This window comes from Streptomyces sp. NPDC049970 (assembly GCF_040660235.1).
Taxonomy (GTDB): Bacteria; Actinomycetota; Actinomycetes; order Streptomycetales; family Streptomycetaceae; genus Streptomyces.
Map to the genome: position 1 here is coordinate 47,490 of NZ_JBFALP010000014.1, position 20,155 is coordinate 67,644.

At 70.8% G+C, this 20,155-nt stretch carries 12 protein-coding genes; 11 read left to right on the top strand and 1 reads right to left on the bottom strand.

The window, feature by feature from the left end:
• The first annotated feature begins 15 nt into the window (after positions 1-15).
• The gene (locus AB0I83_RS22810; protein WP_363305911.1) at positions 16-2,112 is read left to right on the top strand and encodes a beta-galactosidase; all 2,097 of its coding nucleotides are present in this window, start codon (positions 16-18) and stop codon (positions 2,110-2,112) included.
• Between the two features lie 68 nt (positions 2,113-2,180).
• Here AB0I83_RS22810 and AB0I83_RS22815 read toward each other — a convergent pair whose 3' ends face one another.
• Positions 2,181-5,381, bottom strand: coding sequence for an alpha-L-rhamnosidase (locus AB0I83_RS22815; RefSeq protein ID WP_363305912.1), 3,201 nt, complete (start codon positions 5,379-5,381; stop codon positions 2,181-2,183).
• 348 nt (positions 5,382-5,729) lie between these two features.
• Between AB0I83_RS22815 and AB0I83_RS22820 the strand changes: the two genes are divergently transcribed.
• From AB0I83_RS22820 to AB0I83_RS22865, 10 genes are all read left to right on the top strand, one after another.
• Positions 5,730-6,914, top strand: a complete 1,185-nt coding sequence (locus AB0I83_RS22820) for a S8 family peptidase (protein WP_363305913.1) — start codon at positions 5,730-5,732, stop codon at positions 6,912-6,914.
• A gap of 397 nt (positions 6,915-7,311) precedes the next feature.
• Entirely contained in the window at positions 7,312-11,598 is a 4,287-nt protein-coding gene (locus tag AB0I83_RS22825) for a discoidin domain-containing protein (protein WP_363305914.1), read from the top strand.
• A gap of 390 nt (positions 11,599-11,988) precedes the next feature.
• Positions 11,989-13,401 (top strand): extracellular solute-binding protein, encoded by a 1,413-nt coding sequence (locus AB0I83_RS22830; protein ID WP_363305915.1) that lies wholly within the window; start codon positions 11,989-11,991, stop codon positions 13,399-13,401.
• Between the two features lie 87 nt (positions 13,402-13,488).
• Positions 13,489-14,451 carry a sugar ABC transporter permease gene (locus AB0I83_RS22835; RefSeq protein WP_356532196.1) on the top strand — a complete coding sequence of 321 codons (963 nt, stop codon included), beginning with the start codon at positions 13,489-13,491 and terminating at the stop codon, positions 14,449-14,451.
• 15 nt (positions 14,452-14,466) lie between these two features.
• On the top strand, positions 14,467-15,414 hold the full coding sequence (locus AB0I83_RS22840) for a carbohydrate ABC transporter permease (RefSeq protein WP_363305916.1): 948 nt from the start codon (positions 14,467-14,469) through the stop codon (positions 15,412-15,414).
• A 108-nt stretch (positions 15,415-15,522) separates the two neighbouring features.
• Positions 15,523-17,157, top strand: coding sequence for a glycoside hydrolase family 13 protein (locus AB0I83_RS22845; RefSeq protein WP_363305917.1), 1,635 nt, complete (start codon positions 15,523-15,525; stop codon positions 17,155-17,157).
• A 32-nt stretch (positions 17,158-17,189) separates the two neighbouring features.
• Positions 17,190-17,507, top strand: coding sequence for a cupin (locus AB0I83_RS22850; protein WP_356532191.1), 318 nt, complete (start codon positions 17,190-17,192; stop codon positions 17,505-17,507).
• Positions 17,508-17,633: 126 nt separating this feature from the next.
• On the top strand, positions 17,634-18,545 hold the full coding sequence (locus AB0I83_RS22855; protein WP_356532189.1) for a YihY/virulence factor BrkB family protein: 912 nt from the start codon (positions 17,634-17,636) through the stop codon (positions 18,543-18,545).
• Positions 18,546-18,742: 197 nt separating this feature from the next.
• On the top strand, positions 18,743-19,618 hold the full coding sequence (locus AB0I83_RS22860) for an ABC transporter substrate-binding protein (RefSeq protein WP_363305918.1): 876 nt from the start codon (positions 18,743-18,745) through the stop codon (positions 19,616-19,618).
• 159 nt (positions 19,619-19,777) lie between these two features.
• A complete protein-coding gene (locus tag AB0I83_RS22865) occupies positions 19,778-20,041 on the top strand; it encodes a type B 50S ribosomal protein L31 (protein WP_356532184.1) in 264 nt (87 codons plus the stop codon).
• The last annotated feature ends 114 nt before the right edge of the window (positions 20,042-20,155 follow it).

Below are 20,155 nucleotides of genomic sequence, written 5' to 3' on the forward strand. Positions count from 1 at the left end.
TCCGAAAGGATCATCATGACCCCCGCCCCCGCGCACCACTGGCTGCGCCCGCCCGCCGACGGCAGCCCCGCGCGATTCGCCTACGGGGCCGACTACAACCCGGAGCAGTGGCCGCGCGAGGTGTGGAAGGAGGACGTCCGGCTGATGCGCGAGGCCGGGGTGACCATCGTCTCCGTCGCGATCTTCTCCTGGGCCCGGCTGCAACCGGCCGAGGACCGATGGGACTTCGAGTGGCTGGACGAGGTGCTCGACCTCCTCCACAGCAACGGGATCACGGTCGACCTCGCGACCGCCACCGCCTCGCCGCCGCCCTGGCTCACCACCCTGCACCCGGAGATCCTGCCGGTGACCCGGACCGGTGAGACCCTCGCCCAGGGGGCGCGCCAGCACTGGCGGCCGACCTCTCCGGTCTTCCGCGAGTACGCCCTGCGGCTGGTCGAGGCCATGGCAACCCGCTACGCGGACCATCCGGCCCTGGTCGCCTGGCACATCTCCAACGAGCTCGGCTGCCACAACATCTACGACTACTCCGACGACGCCGCGCGATCCTTCCGCGACTGGCTGCGCACCCGCTACGGCACCCTCGACGGGCTCAACCACGCCTGGGCGACCTCCTTCTGGTCGCAGCGGTACGGCGACTGGGACGAGATCCAGCCGCCGCGGCTGGCCGCCAGCCACGCCAACCCCACCCAGCAGCTCGACTTCAAGCGCTTCTCCTCCGACGCGCTGAAGGACTACCTGCGCGCCGAGCGCGACGTCCTGCGCCGGCTCACCCCCGCAATCCCCGTCACCACCAACTTCATGGTGATGGGCGGGACCAAGGGGATGAGCTACCCGGACTGGGCCGAGGAGATCGACTTCGTCTCCAACGACCACTACGCCCACCCCGGTCCGCAGCGCCTCGACGAGCTCTCCTTCTCCGCCGGCCTCACCCACTCCATCGCGGGGGGCAGGCCCTGGTTCCTCATGGAGCACTCGACCAGCGCGGTCAACTGGCAGACCGTCAACCTCGCCAAGCGGGAGGGTGAACTGGCCCGCGACTCCCTGGTCCACGTCGCCCACGGCGCCGACGCGGTCTGCTTCTTCCAGTGGCGCCAGTCCGCCGCGGGCGCGGAGAAGTACCACTCGGCGATGGTGCCCCACGCCGGTCCCGACAGCGAGGTGTTCCGGGCGGTGACCGCCCTCGGCCGGACACTGGAGGCGCTCACCCCGGTCGTCGGCTCCGTGCGTGAACCCGCCCGTGCGGCCCTGGTGTACGACTGGGAGTCCTGGTGGGCCGTCGAGCGCGACTCCCAGCCCTCGTCCCTGCTGGACTACCGGCAGGAGGCGCTGGACTGGTACTCGGCCTTCCTCTCCCTGGGCGTGCGGGTCGACGTCGTCACCACCTCGGCCGACCTCACCGGGTACGACTTCGTCGCCGCGCCCCTCCTGCACGTCGTCCCGCGGGCCCTCGCCGGCCGGCTGGAAGCCTTCGTGCGCGGCGGAGGCCATCTCGCCACCACCTACTACTCGGGTGTCGTCGACGAGAACGACCACGTCCACCTCGGCGGGTACCCGGGAGCGCTGCGCGAGCTGCTCGGTATCCGCGTCGAGGAGTTCGGCCCCCTGCTGGAAGGCGTGGAGGTACGACTCGACAACGGCCTGACCGGCGGCCTCTGGACCGACCGGGTCGAGGTCACCGACCCCGAGGTCACGGTGCTCGCACGCTACGGGAGCGGGGACCAGGCAGGGCGGCCCGCCATCACCCGGCGCGTCCCTGCGGGCGGCGGTTCAGCGGCCTACGTCTCCACCCGGCTGGGCGGTGAGGGCCTCTCCGAGGTGCTCGGCTCCCTGCTGTCCGGCGCGGGCGTGCTCAGCGAGCTGCCTGCCGAGGTGCGCGGGCGGGTGGAGCTCACCGTGCGGACCGACGGAGTCCACGCGTACTGGTTCCTCGTCAACCGCACGGACGGCCCCGTCGCGTTCGGCACGGTGGCCGGACAGCTCATGACGGGCCACCAGGAGGCCGCGGAAGAAGGTCTGGTGCTGCCCCCGCGCGGGGTCGCGGTGCTGCGGGTGGCGGCCGGAGCCTCGCCCTTCGGTCCGCGCGTCCCGGGCACGGCTCCCGTCGAGTAGGAGCGGTCCTCACGCCGTGGGGCTCCCCGGGGACGGAGATCCGTCCCCGGGGAGCCCCACGGCATCCGTCAGGCGGCGGCGGTGAACCGGTGGGTCCCCGACCCGACGGAGAACACGGCGCACCCGTCGTCCAGCCGGAGGAAGCCCGCGGTGCCCTGCCCGGCGCTCCGCTCGTCGCCGCCCGGGACCCACACCTCGGCGGTCGTGTTGGGTGGCAGCACGACCCTGAGCGCGAAGCCCGCCGAGTCCTTGCTCCAGCGGGTGGTCACCGGCCCGTACCGCGAGTCGAACCTGCCTTCGGCCTGTGTCACCCCGCCGCCGGGACGCGGCCGTACGAGGATCTCCCGGAAGCCGGGGGCACCGGGTGCGATGCCCGCGATGTTCGCGTACATCCACTCCCCGACCGAGCCGTAGGCGTAGTGGTTGAACGAGTTCATCCCCGCGTCCTGGAAGCTCCCGTCCGGACGGATGGAGTCCCAGCGCTCCCACATCGTGGTGGCGCCCCGGTCGATCTGGTACCCCCAGCTCGGGAAGGTCCGCTGGGTCAGCAACCGGTACGCGACATCCGTGTGGCCGGTGTCCGTGAGCACCGGAAGCAGCCTCGGGGTGCCGAGGAAGCCCGTGGACAGGTGCCAGTCCTTCGCCTCGATGAGCGCGACCAGCCGGTCGGCCGCCGGTCCGCGGTCGGTCTCCGCCAGCAGGTCCATGGACAGGGCCAGCACGTACGCCGTCTGGGTGTCGCCCTTGACCCGTGCGCCGGCCGACACGTACGCGGTCCGGAACGCGTCACGTACCCGGCCGAAGAGGGAGGTGTACGGTGCCGGGTCCTTGCCCAGGACCTTCGCGATCCGGGCGACGAGGTCGGCGCTGTGGGCGAAGTAGGCCGTGGCGATGACGTCCTTCGGCGTCTCGTCCTCGATGTTGAGCCAGTCACCGAACCCGTCGGCCGGGCGCAGCAGTCCGGTGCTGTGCGCCTGAAGGTACTCCAGCCACCGGACCATCGACGTCCAGGACTGCTCCAGCACCCGGACGTCGCCGTAGGCCTGGTAGAGGGCCCAGGGCACGGTGACCCCGGCGTCCCCCCAGCCCGCCGCCCCGTCGCCGACGTTCGGCAGGTCGGGCGCGACGTGGGTGAAGGAGCCCTCGGAGGTCTGCGCGTCGCGCAGGTCGTACAGCCACTTGGTCAGGAAGCGCGCCGACTCCATCGTGTACGCGGCGGTGGGCGCGAAGACGTTGATGTCACCGGTCCAGCCGAGCCGCTCGTCGCGTGCCGGGGTGTCCGTCGGAATGGAGAGGAAGTTGCCGCGCTGCCCCCAGGTGATGTTGCTGTGGAGCTGGTTCAGCATGGGCACATCGGTGGTGAAGTCCATGGTGAACGGCGCCGAGGTGTGGATGACGCGGCCCACGATCGCCTCAGGCCCGGGCCTGCCCGGATACCCCGTCACCTCGACGTAGCGGAAGCCGTGGAAGGTGAAGCGGGGCTCGTAGGTCTCCCGGCCGCCCCCCTTGAGCGTGTACGTGTCCGTGGCGCGCGCGGTGCGGAGGTTGGTCGTGTAGACCGTCCCGTCCGGGTTCAGCACCTCGGCGTGCCGCAGCCGCACCGCGGTCCCGGCCGGGCCGGACACGGTGAGGCGGGGGGTGCCGACCATGTTCTGGCCGAGGTCGAAGACGAACACTCCGGGCTTCGGCTCGGTCACCTCACGGGTGGTCAGCTCGCGTTCGACCCGGCAGGCGCCGTCCACCTCGGCGACGAGCGTGGCGGTGACCCCGTCGACCCGGTCGGCCGCGAGCCAGCCGGAGGCGTCGAACCCGGCCCGGTCCCATCCGTCGGTCTCCAGCCGGGCGTCGTACTCCTCGCCCGCCATGAGGTCCGCCCCGGTCACGGGCCCGGCCGCGGCGTGCCAGTCCGCCCCGGACACCACGCGCTGGGTCGTCCCGTCGGTGAAGGTCACCTCCAACTGGGCCAGAGCCGAAGGCTGTTCGCCGTACTGGTGAGGCCCGAACCACGCGATGTTGCCCGCGTACCACCCGGCGGCCAGGGTGATCCCGAGTGCGTTGCCGCCGGCTGCGAGCAGGCCCGTGACGTCGTACGTCTGGTACTGGACCCGCTTGTCGTAGTCGGTCCAGCCGGGAGCGAGCCGGTCCTCCCCGACGGTCCTGCCGTTGAGCGACACCTCGTACAGGCCGAGCGCCGTCGAGTAGAGCCTGGCCCGTGCGACGCGCTTGCGGCCGAGCCGGAACTCCCGGCGCAACTGGGTCGCGGGGGAGTACGCGACCGCCACCTTGCCCCACGGGCCGGAGCCCAGCGGGGCGAGGACCTTCGCGGCGGCCCAGGCGGAGTCGTCGAAGGAGCCCGAGTCCCAGTCCTGCGCGGGTTCCTCGTCGGAGGCCCGCCAGTCGGCGCCGGTGACGGCGGCGCTCACACCGTCCGCCGTGGTCAGTTCCAGCACCCCGAACAGTCCGGCGGGTCCGGCGACCGCGTTCGTCGCCGACACGGCGATCACCGAGACGCCGGGGGAGAGGTGCTCCGTCACGTCCACGAGGACCGGGCGCTTCCAGTTCTCGGCGGGGCCGTCCGCCTCCGTGTGCGCCACCCGCACGCCGTTCACCCGGGCGGTGAAACCGTCGTCGGCGCTCATGACGAGGCGGGCACGGGTGACACCCTCCGGAATCTCCACCCGGCCGCGGAACCACCGGGTGGCGGCGGGCGCCTCGACGGCTGGATCCCCCTCGGGGAACCAGATCCACGAAGCCGTGTCCAGGGCGGGCGTACCCGTCAGCGCGGCGGGTGCGCCGATCCAGTCCGCCGACCAGTCCGAGGCCTCCAGGAGACCGGTCTCCCACCAGGAGGCCTCGCTCCACCCGGACACCCGGCCGTCGGAGTCCCAGACCCGGACGGACCAGTGGTAGCGGGTGCGGGAGGCGAGCGCCGGGCCGTCGTACGGGACCAGGACCGAGCGGTTGGACCCGACCTTGCCGCTGTCCCAGACGTCCGGCTTCCCGAGGCGGTCGGGGGAGGTGGCGACGCGCACCTGGTAGGCGGTCTGGCTCCGGTCGGTGCCGTCCGAGGCCACGGGCCAGCTCATTCGTGGACGCCGGGTCCCGAGGCCGAGCGGCCGGCTCACGTACTCGACGGTGGGCACGGTGACGCGAGCCCGGCCGGCCGCGGCCCGCGCCGTGAGCTCCGACGCACCCGCGGCGGGGGCGGACACCGCGGCGAGCGCGGCCGTGGCGGCGGTGGTGCTGAGCAGTCGTCTTCTGCTGATCACGAGGGGGGCTCCGTAACGACGCGACAATGAATCGTTTCAGTCATGAGAAGTTAGGGCCCTGTCCTATCCCTGTCAAGGCTTCTGTCGTGATGGAGCTCTTTCGGGACGCCCTGTTGAAACACCGCTGTGTGCGGCATTGACGCCCTCGCCGTGGCGGGTCTATCTTCGGTCGCGGCGCCAGGTTGAAACCTTTCATCCCATCGGCCGAATGGGTCTGCCCCGTACCGATCGTTGCGCTGTCCGGCTGACGTGGCTCAAGGCCCGCCCGAGATGCTGACGAAAGGTCAGGTGTTCGCACGTCGCGGGCCCGACGCGGTCCGCGATCCGCCTCCACCCAAGGGAGACCGCATGCGCCTGCGCGCCCGCTGGGCACCAGCCGCTCTACTGCTGATCGCCCCCCTGATCGGCACCACCACGGCCACGGCCGACACCGGCGAGGCTCTCGTGCCGGTGCAGAAGTCGGCCCGGGCCGTGCCCGGCCAGTACATCGTCACCCTCTCCGCCGAGCAGGCACCGGACGCCATGGCCGAGCAGTTCGGCCTCAGCACCCTGTTCACGTACAGCAAGGTGCTGCACGGTTTCGCGGCCTCCCTCACGCCCGCGCAGCTCGAGCAGGTGCGAGGCGCGGCGGGCGTCTCGGCCGTCGAGGAGAACAGCGAGGCATCCGTTCCGCCGCCCGGGGCCGCGTCCGCGACCGGGGGCCTCGTCGCGGCCGGGAGCTGGGGGCAGGACCGCGTCGACCAGCGGAAGCTCCCGCTGGACGGTACGTACACCGCTGCCGGCCGGGGCGAGGGCGTGACCGCGTACATCCTCGACACCGGGATCGAGGCCGACCACACCGAGTTCGGCAGCAGGGTCGCCTCCGGCTACGACGCCGTGGGCGACGGCCGCAACGGTGGCGACTGCAATGGCCACGGCACCCACGTGGCCGGGACGGTGGCCGGCGCGACCTACGGTCTCGCCCCGGACGCCTCCCTGGTGCCCGTGCGTGTCCTCGACTGCGAGGGCTCGGGCACCTGGGCCGGGATCATCGCCGGCCTCGACTGGATCGCGCAGAACGCCGAGCAGCCGGCCGTGGTGAACGCCTCCCTCGGCGGGCCCGCGTCCTCCGCGGTCGACGACGCGTTCGACGCGCTGGCGGCGGAGGGCACCCTGCCCGTCGTCGCGGCGGGCAACGAGAACCAGGACGCCTGCGACGTCTCCCCGGCGCGCGCCGACGGCGTGCTCGCCGTGGGTGCGAGCGACGGCCGGGACAGGCAGGCGACCTTCAGCAACTGGGGCACCTGCGTGTGGATGTACGCCCCCGGCGTCGACATCCTGTCCGCGAAGCTCGGCGGCGGGTCCACGACGCTGAGCGGTACGTCCATGGCCAGTCCGCACGTCGCCGGTGTCGCCGCCCTGTACAAGGGGCAGAACCCGGACGCGACCCCGCAGGAGGTCACCGACTGGCTCGCCGCGGAGGCGACCCCGGACGTCCTGACCGGTCTGGGCTCCGGCTCGCCCGACCGGCTCCTGTACACCGGCGGCCTCTGACCTCCGGCAGGTACGAGCAGAGCGGGGCCCGCGGCATGCGGGCCCCGCTTCTCGCTGTGCGGGCCCCGCTTCTCGCCGCGCCGTGGAGCTGCCACTTTCCGGCGCCTTGCGATTTCGCGCAACTGGCTTGCGTTGCTTTCGGGCGCCTTTCACGCATCAGATCCTGATGTTCGGCCCAGCAAGTGCCTTGTTCTGACAGGGCTTTGTCGGCAGCCGTCGGCGTTCTTCTGTGTTTCGGTTTCTGCCGGAACGGTGGACGCTCTCGCAGTTCTCTGTAATTCTCTGACCGCTCAACGCAAAACACGGCTCAGTGAGTGCAGAAACAGGCGCCACGGAACCGTACAGACAGAGCCGCACTCCCGGCGCGTCCCGCGCCGGGGCCGAAGATCGGGGAGTTATGAGAGCCCAACGCTGGAGATGGCGGGCCCTGTCCGCAGTGGTCACCACGAGTCTCCTGATGATCGGATGGCCGGCGCTCAGCGCCTCGGCAGCCGACGGACCCAACATCGCCGCGGGCCGGTCCGCGGCGGCGAGCAGCGCCGGCGAGTACGTCGCCCGCAACGTCACGGACGGCAACCAGGCGACGTACTGGGAGGGGACGGGCGGCTCGCTGCCGCAGTGGGTGCAGACCGACCTCGGCACCACCGCCCGCGTCGACGAGGTGAGGCTGAAGCTCCCCGCGGGCTGGGAGAGCAGGCAGCAGACCCTCTCGCTCCAGGGCAGCGCCGACGGCACGAGTTTCGCGACCCTCAAGACCTCCGCCGCGTACACCTTCGGCCCCGGTGCGTCCAACGAGGTGCGCATCCCCTTCCCGGCCACGCAGACCCGCTTCGTGCGGGTGAACATCACGGCCAACACGGGCTGGCAGAATGCACAGCTCTCCGAGCTCGAAGTGCGCGCCGCCGGGGAGTCGTCCGCCGACCTGGCCGCGGGCAGGACGCTCACGGCGAGCAGCTACACCGAGACGTACGCCGCGGCCAACGGCAACGACGGCAACCGCGCCAGCTACTGGGAGAGCAGGAACAACGCGCTCCCGCAGTGGATCCAGGCGGATCTCGGCTCCTCGGTGCGGGTCGACAGGGTCGTGCTCCGGCTGCCGGACGGCTGGGAGCAGCGGACCCAGACGCTGAAGATCCAGGGCAGCGCCAACGGCTCGGACTTCCAGGATCTGACGGCCTCCAAGGCGTACACCTTCGGTGCCGCGGGCGGCCAGTCGGCGACGATCTCCTTCGACCCGACCACCACGCGCCACCTGCGCGTACTCGTCACCGCCAACTCCGTCCAGTCGGCCGCACAGCTGTCGGAGCTGGAGGTCTACGGCCCCACCACCGGTGACACGCAGGCGCCGACCGCTCCCTCCGGCCTGGCCTTCACCGAGCCGGCCACCGGCCAGGTCAGGCTGACCTGGCAGGCGTCATCGGACGACACCGGGGTCACCGGCTACGACGTCTACGCGGACAACGCGCTGCTGACCACCGTGGCCGGCGGAGTCACCACGTACACCGACACCCGCCCCGCGGGCCGGAGCGTCTCCTACTACGTGCGAGCCAAGGACGCGGCGGGCAACGTGTCCGGCAACAGCAACACGGTGACCCGCAAGGGCGACTCCGGTGACACACAGGCGCCCACCGCTCCCTCCGGCCTGGCCTTCACCGAGCCGGCCGGCGGGCAGATCAGGCTGACCTGGCAGGCGTCATCGGACGACAAGGGCGTCACCGGCTACGACGTCTACGCCGACAACGTGCTGCGCAAGAGTGTGGCCGGAGACGTCACCACCTACACCGACACCCAGCCCGCGGCCACCACCGTGAGCTACGTGGTGCGGGCCAAGGACGCGGCGGGCAACACGTCGGGCGCCAGCAACACCGTGACGCGCAACGGTTCGGTCGGCGCCGCCTCGAACCTCGCCGTCTCCAAGCCGATCACCGCGTCCTCGGTGGTCCACACCTTCGTCGCGGCCAACGCCAACGACAACTCCCCCACCACCTACTGGGAAGGGGCCGGCGGCAGCTACCCGAACACCCTGACCGTCAAGCTGGGCGCCAACGCCGACACCGAGAGGGTCGTCGTCAAGCTCAACCCCGACAGCGGCTGGGGCGCGCGCACCCAGAACATCCAGGTGCTCGGAAGGGAGCAGGACGCCACGGCGTTCACCAGCCTGGCCGCCGCCAAGGACTACGCGTTCGATCCCGCCACGGGCAACACGGTGACGATCCCGGTCACCGCCCGGGTGGCCGACGTCCAGCTGAAGTTCACCTCCAACACCGGATCCGGCGCGGGCCAGGTCGCCGAGTTCCAGGTGCTGGGTGCTCCCGCTCCGAACCCGGACCTCCAGGTCACGGCGGTCGGCGCCTCGCCCGCGGCACCCGTCGAATCCGATCCCATCACCCTGTCGGCCACCGTCCGGAACTCGGGCGCGGTCGGCTCTCCCGCCGGCAAGCTGGACTTCGAGCTCGGCGGTTCCAAGGTGGCCACCGCCTCGGTGGGCGCTCTCGCCGCGGGCGCCTCCACCCAGGTCTCCGCGTCCCTCGGGGCCCGCGACGCGGGCAGCTACACGCTGGGCGCGGTCGTCGACCCGGCCGGTGAGATCATCGAGCAGAACGAGACCGACAACCGCTTCACCGCCGCTTCCCCGCTGGTCGTGAAGCCGGTCTCCAGCTCGGACCTGGTGGCGAGCGCGGTCACGACCTCGCCGTCGGCCCCTTCGAGCGGAAACACGGTCACGTTCTCCGTCGCCGTCAGGAACCAGGGCTCCGTGGCCTCCGCGAGCGGCAGCCACGGCGTCACCCTGAGCCTGCTCGACTCCAAGGGCGCCACGGTGAAGACGCTCACCGGCGCGCACAGCGGGGCCATAGCGGCCGGTGCGACGACGGCACCTGTCTCCCTCGGCTCCTGGACGGCCGTGAACGGCTCGTACACGGTGAAGGTGGTCCTCGCCGACGACGCCAACGAACTCCCGGTGAAGCGCGCGAACAACACCAGCACGGAGTCCTTCTTCGTCGGACGGGGCGCCGACATGCCCTACGACATGTACGAGGCGGAGGACGGCGTCGCGGGCGGCGGAGCGAAGGCCGTCGGCCCCAACCGGACCGTCGGCGACGTCGCGGGCGAAGCCTCCGGGCGTAAGGCGGTCACCCTCGACAGCACCGGTCAATACGTCGAGTTCACCACCCGGGCGACCGCCAACACCCTGGTCACCCGGTTCTCCATCCCGGACTCGGCGGGCGGCGGAGGCATCGACTCCAAGCTGAACGTCTACGTGGACGGAACCTTCCTGAAGGCGATCGACCTCACCTCGAAGTACGCCTGGCTGTACGGGAACGAGACCGGGCCGGGCAACGACCCCGGCTCCGGCGCGCCCCGGCACATCTACGACGAGGCGAACGTCATGCTGGGCAGGACCGTCCCGGCGGGCAGCCGCATCCGCCTTCAGAAGGACGCGGCCAACACCAGCACCTACGCGATCGACTTCGTCAGCCTGGAGCAGGTCTCCCAGGTCGCGAACCCGGACCCGGCCACCTACACCGTGCCCGCCGGCTTCACCCACCAGGACGTGCAGAACGCCCTGGACAAGGTCCGGATGGACACCACGGGCACCCTCGTGGGTGTCTACCTTCCGGCCGGCGACTACTCCACCTCATCCAAGTTCCAGGTCTACGGCAAGGCCGTGAAGGTCGTCGGCGCCGGACCCTGGTTCACCCGGTTCCGTGCCCCGTCCACGCAGGACAACACCGACATCGGGTTCCGTGCGGAGGCCGGTGCGAAGGGTTCGTCGTTCTCGAACTTCGCGTACTTCGGCAACTACACGTCCCGTATCGACGGACCGGGCAAGGTGTTCGACTTCTCCAACGTCTCCGACATCGTGATCGACAACATCTGGAACGAGCACATGGTGTGCCTCTACTGGGGCGCGAACACCGACAACGTCACGATCAAGAACTCACGGATCCGGAACATGTTCGCCGACGGCGTCAACATGACCAACGGCTCCACGGACAACCACGTGACCAACAACGAGGCGCGGGCCACGGGCGACGACAGCTTCGCGCTGTTCTCGGCGATCGACTCCGGCGGCTCGGACATGAAGAACAACGTGTACGAGAACCTCACGTCCATCCTCACCTGGCGGGCCGCGGGGGTGGCCGTGTACGGCGGCTACGACAACACCTTCCGCAACATCCTCATCGCCGACACCCTGGTGTACGCCGGGATCACGGTGAGCTCGCTGGACTTCGGCTACCCGATGAACGGATTCGGGACCGGTCCCACGGCGATCGAGAACGTGTCGGTCGTGCGGTCGGGCGGGCACTTCTGGGGGACGCAGACCTTCCCCGGGATCTGGCTGTTCTCGGCCTCCAAGGTCTTCCAGGGCATCAGGATCTCGCACGTGGACATCGTCGACCCCACCTACAGCGGAATCATGTTCCAGACCAACTACGTGGGAGGGCAGCCGCAGTTCCCGATCAAGGACACGGTGCTCACCGACATCTCGATCACGGGGGCGCGCAAGAGCGGTGACGCCTTCGACGCCAGGTCGGGCTTCGGGCTGTGGGCCAACGAGATGCCGGAGGCGGGCCAGGGCCCTGCCGTCGGTGAGGTCACGTTCAACGGGCTGAAGCTCAGCGGCAACGCCCAGGACGTGAAGAACACCACCTCCACCTTCAAGATCAATATCAATCCGTAAGGCAGTCCGGAGTCGGTAGGGCGGGGTGTCGCCGGGGTTCCGAAAGGGGCCCGGGCGACACCCCGCTGCGTGTAACCGCTTGCATCCTGAAGTCCGCCTCTTGCGTGAATGAGCCCCAGAGATCGGTGGATGGCCTCCATGGGCCGTCCGGGCCCCTGTGGGCCGTGCGGGCCGCCAACCACGCCTGGAACTCCCCGTACGGGCCGCAGGGCGGCTTCGGTCATGGCGCGGCTCGTGCTGCCTGACACGTCCTCACATGCGGAGCGCTGTCAAACATTTACGAAAACTGCGCGGGATATTGCGCTCGCATGTCGCCAGTGGTTGAGTGTGCCGCGCCCCGGCAGACAGTCGGCCGAGGCCTTCCGTGCTCATGCCCGAAGGGGACCACCGATGAGAAGTGCTGGGTTTCGCCGTACCCGCCGTGCCTCCGCCGCCGCTGTCGTCACCGCGCTCGCCCTGACCGCCCTTGCCTCCTGCGGCACGAGCAGCAGCGGTGGGGGGAACGACGAATCCGGCAGCGGGTCGTCCGATCCGTCGGCGCCGCTCGATCCGAAGGCGAAGGTGACGCTGTCGATCGACTGCATGCCGCCGGCCGCGAAGGCCGCGGAGCTGCGCGAGTGGAACGAGGACGTCAAGACGTTCAACAAGAAGTACCCGAACGTCAAGATCGACGGGAAGTCGACACCCGGCCAGTGCCTGGAGCCGCCGCGGTTCACGGCCATGCTCAAGGGAAAGTCCCAACCGGACGTGTTCTACGCGTACTTCACCGATCTCCAGCAGGTACTGGACAACGACGGCGCCGAGGACATCTCCGCGTACGTCGACGACACGTCCGTGCCGGCGCTGAAGGACATCCAGCCCCAGGTGCTCGACGTCGCACGCAAGGACGGCAAGCTCTACGCGCTGCCGACCAGCAACTACACCATGGGCCTCATGATCAACCGGAAGCTGTTCACCCAGGCCGGTCTGGATCCTGACACCCCGCCGGCGACCTGGGACGAGGTCCGTGCGGCGAGCAGGAAGATCGCGGCACTCGGCAAGGGCACCGCCGGCTTCGGCGAGTACAGCGCCGGCAACAACGGCGGCTGGCACTTCACCGCCACGCAGTACGGCCTGGGCGGGGAGGTCGTGGACGCGAGCGGGAAGAAGGCAGCGTTCAACGACGACAAGGGCAAGCAGGTCCTCCAGCAGCTGCACGACATGCGCTGGGAGGACGACAGCATGGGCAAGACCCAGCTGCTGAAGTGGGGCGATCTGCAGAAGCAGATATCCACCGACAAGCTGGGCATGTTCCTGGCGGCACCCGACGACATCGCCTACATGGTGCAGCAGCTCGGCGCCGAGTACGAGAACTTCGGACTGGGCCCGATACCCGGAGCCCAGGGCACCCTGTTCGGGGGCAACAACTACATGATCAAGAAGGGCAGCTCGCCCGACAGGATCAAGGCCGCCGTCGCCTGGCTGAACTTCAAGAACCTCACGCCCGGCAAGGGCCAGTTCGAGTGGGCCCGCACCAAGGCCGACGCACTGCCCGTCGGACTGCCGCAGCCGAACTTCTTCACCGGCGAGAGCAAGGCGAAGGACGACGCCGACCGCGCCGCCAACGCCACCATGCCCGTGGAGAACTTCAAGGCCTTCACGGACAACCCGGTCCAGGGCAAGGCCGAGCCGCCGAAGGCCCAGGAGATCTACAAGATCCTCGACAACGCGATGTCCGCGGTACTGACCAACGAGGACGCCGACATCGACAAGCTCCTCGACACCGCCGAGCAGCAGGTCGACCAGGTCCTGGCGAACCAGTAACGGACGTGCGGAGGCCGGGCCGGGCGGGCCCGGCCCCGCATCCGGCCATCCGTCCGCGAGCGACCGCACCGGCACCGAGGAGAGACCATGTCGGCCCCCACCCTGTCCACCGGGAAGGCGAGCGCACCGCCACCCGGGCAGCACCAACGCCCCACCGGGCCGGACTCCGCCCGAGAGGAGTTCGTGCGCGCCGTGCGCCGCAACATCTCGGCGCACGGCTTCCTGATCGGAGCGGTCCTCTGCTTCTCCTTCTTCTCCTGGTACCCGATGGTCAGGGAGTTCTTCCTGGCCTTCCAGAAGACGGAGGACGGCGAGACGACCTGGGCCGGCTGGTCCAACCTGAGCTACGTCTTCAACGACCCCGCGTTCTGGCAGGCCTGGCGCAACACGCTGCTCTTCACGGTGCTGGCGCTCCTGCTGGGCTTCGCGGTCCCGTTCGTCGTCGCCGTCGTACTCAACGAGTTCCGGCACGCGCAGGGTTATCTGCGCCTGCTGGTCTACCTGCCCGTCATGCTGCCGCCGGTCGCCTCCGTACTGCTCTTCAAGTACTTCTACGACCCCGGTTACGGACTCTTCAACCGCATCCTGGAGTTCCTGCACCTGCCGGCCCAGCAATGGCTCCAGGACCCCGACACCTCCATGCTGTCCGTCGTCATCGCGTCGACATGGATGAACATGGGCGGAGCCACACTCATCTACCTCGCCGCGCTCCAGGGCATCCCCGGTGAGCTCTACGAGGCGGCCGAGCTCGACGGTGCCGGGCTGCTCCGCAAGATCTGGCACGTCACCATCCCGCAGACCCGGCTCATCCTGTCGCTGCTGCTGCTCATGCAGGTCATCGCGACGATGCAGGTCTTCACCGAGCCGTTCCTGCTCACCAACGGCGCCGGCCCCGAGGGCTCCACCACGACCGTGGTCTACCTCATCTACCAGTACGCCTTCAACTTCAACAACTACGGCGGCGCGGCGGCCCTCGGGCTCGTCCTGCTGGTGGTGCTCGCGGGCTTCTCCGCGGTGTACGTACGCCTCAGCCGCAGCAGCGAAGACTAGGACGGGAGCACGACGATGGCATCGAACACGCTTGTCTCCCGGCGCGCGGCCGGCGGACGCAAGGCCCGCCGCCCGGACGCGGACCAGGGCCGCCAGCGGACCCTGGTCTCACCCGCCCAGCTCGGCCGCCCCCGGGGGCGGGCCGTCTACTGGATCGTCCTCGCCCTGGTGACGGCGGCCTTCACCCTGGCTTTCCTGGGCCCCCTCTACTGGATGGTCACCGGCGGTCTGAAGACCACCCAGGAGGTCGTGCAGAGCCCGCCCACCGCCTTCCCGTCATCGGTCCACACGGAGAACTACTCCCAGGCGTGGACCGTGATGGACCTGTCCAAGCTGCTCTTCAACACCCTGTACTACGCGTTCGGGGCGCTGGCCTTCCAGCTGGTCCTCGACGTGGCGGCCGCCTACTCGCTGTCCAAGCTGCGGCCGGTGTTCGGCAAAGTCATCCTCGGCATGATGCTCGCCACCCTGATGATCCCGGCGACCGTGCTCGTGGTCCCGCAGTACCTCACGGTCCTGGACGTTCCCGTCTTCGAGCGCAACCTGCTCAACTCGCCCTGGGCGATCTGGCTGCCCTCGGTCACCAACGCCTTCAACATCTTCCTGCTGAAGAGGTTCTTCGACTCCATACCGGGCGAACTCCTCGACGCGGCGGCCATCGACGGCGCCTCGCCCCTGCGCACCCTGCGCAGCATCGTGCTGCCGATCTCCCGGCCGATCCTCGGCGTCGTGTCCATCTTCGCGGTCGTCGGAGTCTGGAAGGACTTCCTCTGGCCCATGCTCACCCTCCCCGACCCGGGCAAGCAGACCCTCAACGTGGGCATCTACTCGCTCTCCAACGGGGTGCCGCAGAACGTCCTGATCGCCGCGCTCACCATCGCGTCCGTCCCCACGCTGCTCATCTTCCTGATCTTCCAGCGCAACATCATGAGCGGTCTCACCGCGGGCGGCCTCAAGGGCTGACCCGCCTCGGAACCACCGCCTCCCACCAGCACTCCGCCTCCGGCCCACCATCCGACGCCCCGTCTCCGGGCCGGGGGCGGAGTACCTCCTGCCCGAAAGGAACGTCACGTGGCAGCCATCCGTCCGACCGAGGCCACCGCACCGTGGTGGCGCGACGCCGCCATCTACCAGGTCTACGTACGCAGCTTCGCCGACGGCGACGGAGACGGCACCGGCGATCTCGCGGGAGTGCGAGCGAGGCTGCCCTACCTGGTGGAACTGGGCGTGGACGCGCTGTGGTTCACCCCCTGGTACCTCTCCCCGCTGGCCGACGGCGGCTACGACGTGGCCGACTACCGTGCCATCGACCCCGCCTTCGGCAATCTCGCCGAGGCCGAGAAGCTCATCGCCGAGGCCCGCGGCCTGGGTATCCGCACCGTCATCGACATCGTTCCCAACCACGTCTCCGACCGGCACAGCTGGTTCCGGGCGGCGCTGGCCGCCGCACCCGGCAGCCCCGAGCGCGAGCTCTTCCACTTCCGCGAGGGGCGCGGCGACCACGGTGAGATCCCGCCCAACGACTGGGTCTCCGAATTCGGCGGCACACCCTGGACCCGGATCGACGACGGCCAGTGGTACCTGCACCTCTTCGCCCCCGGCCAGCCGGACCTCAACTGGGCGCACCCCGCGGTCCGCCGTGAGCACGAGGACGTCCTGCGCTTCTGGTTCGAGCGGGGAGTGGCCGGCGTACGGATCGACTCGGCGGCCCTGCTCGCCAAGGACCCGGCGCTGCCCGACTTCACCGAGGGCGTCGACCCGCACCCCTACGTCGACCGGGACGAGCTGCACGACATCTACCGCTCCTGGCGCACCATCGCAGACCGGTACGACGGCATCTTCGTCGGCGAGGTCTGGCTCCCGGACTCCGAGCGCTTCGCCCGCTACCTGCGCCCCGACGAACTGCACACCGCCTTCAACTTCACCTTCCTCGCCTGCCCCTGGGACGCCGGACTCCTACGCACCTCGATCGACGACACGCTCGCCGAGCACGCCCCGGTCGGCGCCCCCGCCACCTGGGTGCTCTGCAACCACGACGTGACGCGAACGGTCACCCGCTACGGGCGCGAGGAGACCGGCTTCGACTTCGCCGCCAAGGTGTTCGGCACCCCGACCGACCTCGAGCTGGGCACCCGCAGGGCACGGGCCGCAGCCCTGCTCTCGCTGGCGCTGCCGGGAGCCGTCTACCTCTACCAGGGCGAGGAGCTGGGCCTCCCGGAGGCCGACATCCCGCTCACGCGCGTCCAGGACCCGATGCACCTGCGCTCCGGCGGCGTCGACCCGGGCCGCGACGGCTGCCGCGTGCCCCTGCCGTGGTCCGCCGGCGAGCCCTACGCGGGCTTCGGATCCTCGGTCGAACCCTGGCTGCCGCAGCCGGAGTCCTGGCCCTCCTACGCCGCCGACGTGCAGAGCACCGACCCCGCGTCCATGCTCACCCTCTACCGCCGGGCGCTGGGACTGCGCCGCGCCGAACCCGGCTTCGCCGCCGGCCCCGGTGAGACGGCGGACGGCCGGCTTGGCTGGCTGCCGTCGCCGCCCGGCGTCCTCGCGTTCACACGCACCCACGGTCTGGTCTGCGTCGTCAACCTGTCGAAGGACCCGGTCCCCCTGCCCGACCACGACGAGGTCCTGCTGACCAGCGCCCCCCTCGACGCCGCCGGCCTGCTGCCCGTCGACACCGCGGCCTGGCTGCGCAAGGAGGGATAGCGGGGGAGCGGAGGCTGCGGCACAGTGGTCCTATGGACGATCTCAACGCTCTCGCCGACGAGCACCTGGCCGCAGCCCGTGCCAACGCGCACGGGCGCAGCGCGCACCTGCTGCTGCGCCAGGAGCCACTGCGGCAGACGGTGATCGCGCTCACCGCCGGCTCCGCGCTCGACGAGCACAACGCGCCGCCGGCGGCATCGTTCCAAGTGCTGCGCGGTGCCGTCCGGATCACCGCGGGATCAGGGGACGTGGAGCTGGCGGCGGGCCGGCTGCACCCCGTTCCGCGTGAGCGGCACGGGCTGCTGGCCCTGGAGGACGCGGTGGTCCTGCTGACCGCCGTCAACGACTGACCGGACCTGGAGTACAACCGCGGGATCGAGGCATGAGAGAAAGGTAGGTGGCCGGACGTCCGAGCACGCGGGACGGCGCCCGGCCCATCCGCTTTTCCGCTCCTCCTACGTCCCCGGAGAACCCGCGTGCCCAGCAGGACCGACACCCCCCTCGCGGAACACCCACCGCGCACGGGCGGGCGCACCGAGACGACGAGGCGATGGCGCAGAGCCCTGGGCCGGACCCCCGTCTCGTTGTGGAACGACGACGTCTCCGACTGGGCCGCGGCCCTCACCTACTACGCCATCCTCGCGCTGCTCCCGGCGCTCCTGGTCACCGTCTCCGTCATCGGCCTGGCCAATCCCGACGCGACCAACGCCCTGATCGCCGACATCACGGCCATCGCGCCCGCCGAGTCCGGCTCCGCCCTGCGGCGGCCCCTTGAGGCGGCGACCCAGGAGCGCACCGCGGTCTGGCTCTTCGTCGCCACCGGGAGCGTGAGCGCCGTGTGGTCCGCCTCCAGCTACCTGGCCGTCTTCCGGCGGGCCCTGCACGCCATGCACGACGTGAAGGACACCAGGCCGCCGCTGCGCCAGGTGCACATCATCGTGGCCTCGGCCATCGGCCTGCTCGTCCTGCTGATGGCCAGCGCCTTCGCCCTCGTGCTCTCCGGGCCCCTGGCGCGCTGGCTCGGCCGGCTGCTGGGCCTCGCGCAGGTCGGCGAGACGCTCTGGGCCGGCCTCAAGTGGCCCGTGCTGCTCTGCCTGGTCGCCTGCCTCATCGTGGTCCTCTTCAGTACCGGGCCGAGTTCCGCGCGCGGTGTGCGAAAGGGGCTGCCGGGCGGCGTGCTCGCCGCGTTCCTGTGGCTGGTCGCCTCGGCCGGCTTCGCCCTGTACGCGACCCAGGTCGGCAGCTACAGCCGCCTCTACGGCTCACTCGCCGGCCTCGTCGTCTTCCTGATCTGGATCTGGTTCACCAACCTGGCGCTGCTGACCGGTGCCCAGTTCAACGTGGAACTGGCCCGTACGGAGGCCCGGCGTGGGAGCGAGGTGCCCTGAGCGGCCCGAGGGCGTTGTGGGAGCGCTCCCGAAGCGGAAGGGGGCGGCTCGGCTTCCAGGCGATCGACGTCCCCGACCCGGGGCCGCTCACCTGTCTGGGGCGGTCCACGGAGCGTGAGGAGCCGGTGGGCCGGGCAGGAAACGACCGGCGAGCCCCGGAGAGGGCCGAGGCCGCGGTTCCGGAGGGGTGAGGCGGTATGGCGGAGCAGAGCGGGTGGAGCTTCGAGGACGACCGGGGCCGGGTGGCCGTGGCGGACCGACGGCCGTCCCGGGTGCTGGCGTACACCCAGGCGGGAGCGACGCTGTGGGACCACGGCGTCCGGTGCGAGGGGATCTTCGGCTCCGGACACGACGGCGCGGCTCCCGACCGCGCGAAGACCGGTGATCTGCCGCTGGACGGCGTCGACTACCGCGGCGCGGGGGACGACCTCGACACGGACACGCTGCTGCGCGGCCGACCCGATCTGGTCGTCGCCGTGAGCTACGGCCACGGCCAGCTCTACGGACTGGACCCGGACACCGCCGAGCACCTGGAGGAGAGCGTCCCCGTCGTCGTGATCGACGTGGGCCAGGCGCGCACCCTGGACCACGTCACCGAGCGGTTCGCCGGCCTCGCGCGTGCGCTCGGCGGCTCGACGCCGCCGGACGCGGTGCGTGACCTGGAAGCGGCCCGCGCGCGCCTGCGTGCCGCGGCACGTGCCCTTCCCGAGGGGCCGCGTGTCCTGGCGCTGTCACCCGCGGGCCAGGAGCAGGCGTACGCCGCCCGGCCCCGGATGTGGCCCGAGCTGCGGGTCCTGGCCGAGCTCGGGGCCGCCCTCGCGGCGCCGCCCGAAGGCGCCGGTGTCAACTGGGCCACCCTCGACTGGGACGGGGTCGCGGCGCTGGAGCCCGGCATCGTCCTGGCGGACGTCCGCACCAACGCGGTCCCCCTCGCCGAGATCGCCGTGCCCGCGTGGCTCGCGGCCGCCGGCCGGGTGCGTACCGTGCCGTGGAATCCGGAGCCCGTGTGCAGCCCCAGGGCCCACGCGCGCTTCCTCGGGCTCGTGGCCGACGCCCTGGAGCAGGCGGGCTGATCAGGATCGGGCAGGTCGCACCCGGCGGCTCGCACCCCTGAGCCGCCCGGTGGCCCGCCCGATGCTCCGTACGGACGCCCCGGATCGCGCCGGCCCCCGCCGTTGGCCAGGCTGGCCCGGAGCCGGGACGCGAGATCCCCGTACCCCCCAGGAGCAGCCATGCAGCAGGACAAGCACCCGTCGTACCGTCCCGTGGTCTTCCGCGACCGATCCGCCGGGTACGCCTTCCTGACCCGGTCCACCGCGTCGAGCGAGCAGACCATCGACTGGGACGACGGCAACAGCTACCCCGTCGTCGACGTCGAGATCTCCGCCGAGAGCCACCCCTTCTTCACGGGCAGGGCGCGGGTGGTCGACACCGAGGGCCAGGTCGCGAAGTTCGAACGCCGGTACGGGGACGAGGGACGCGAGGGCGCCTCCTGAGCGACGCGTCCCCGCGGCCCGCCGGACCCCGGGTCCCCGCGGGCCCGTACGCACCGGGCAGATCGGCGGCGGCGCGTCCCGCGACCGCCGTGCCCCACCGCGCACCGCCGCCCG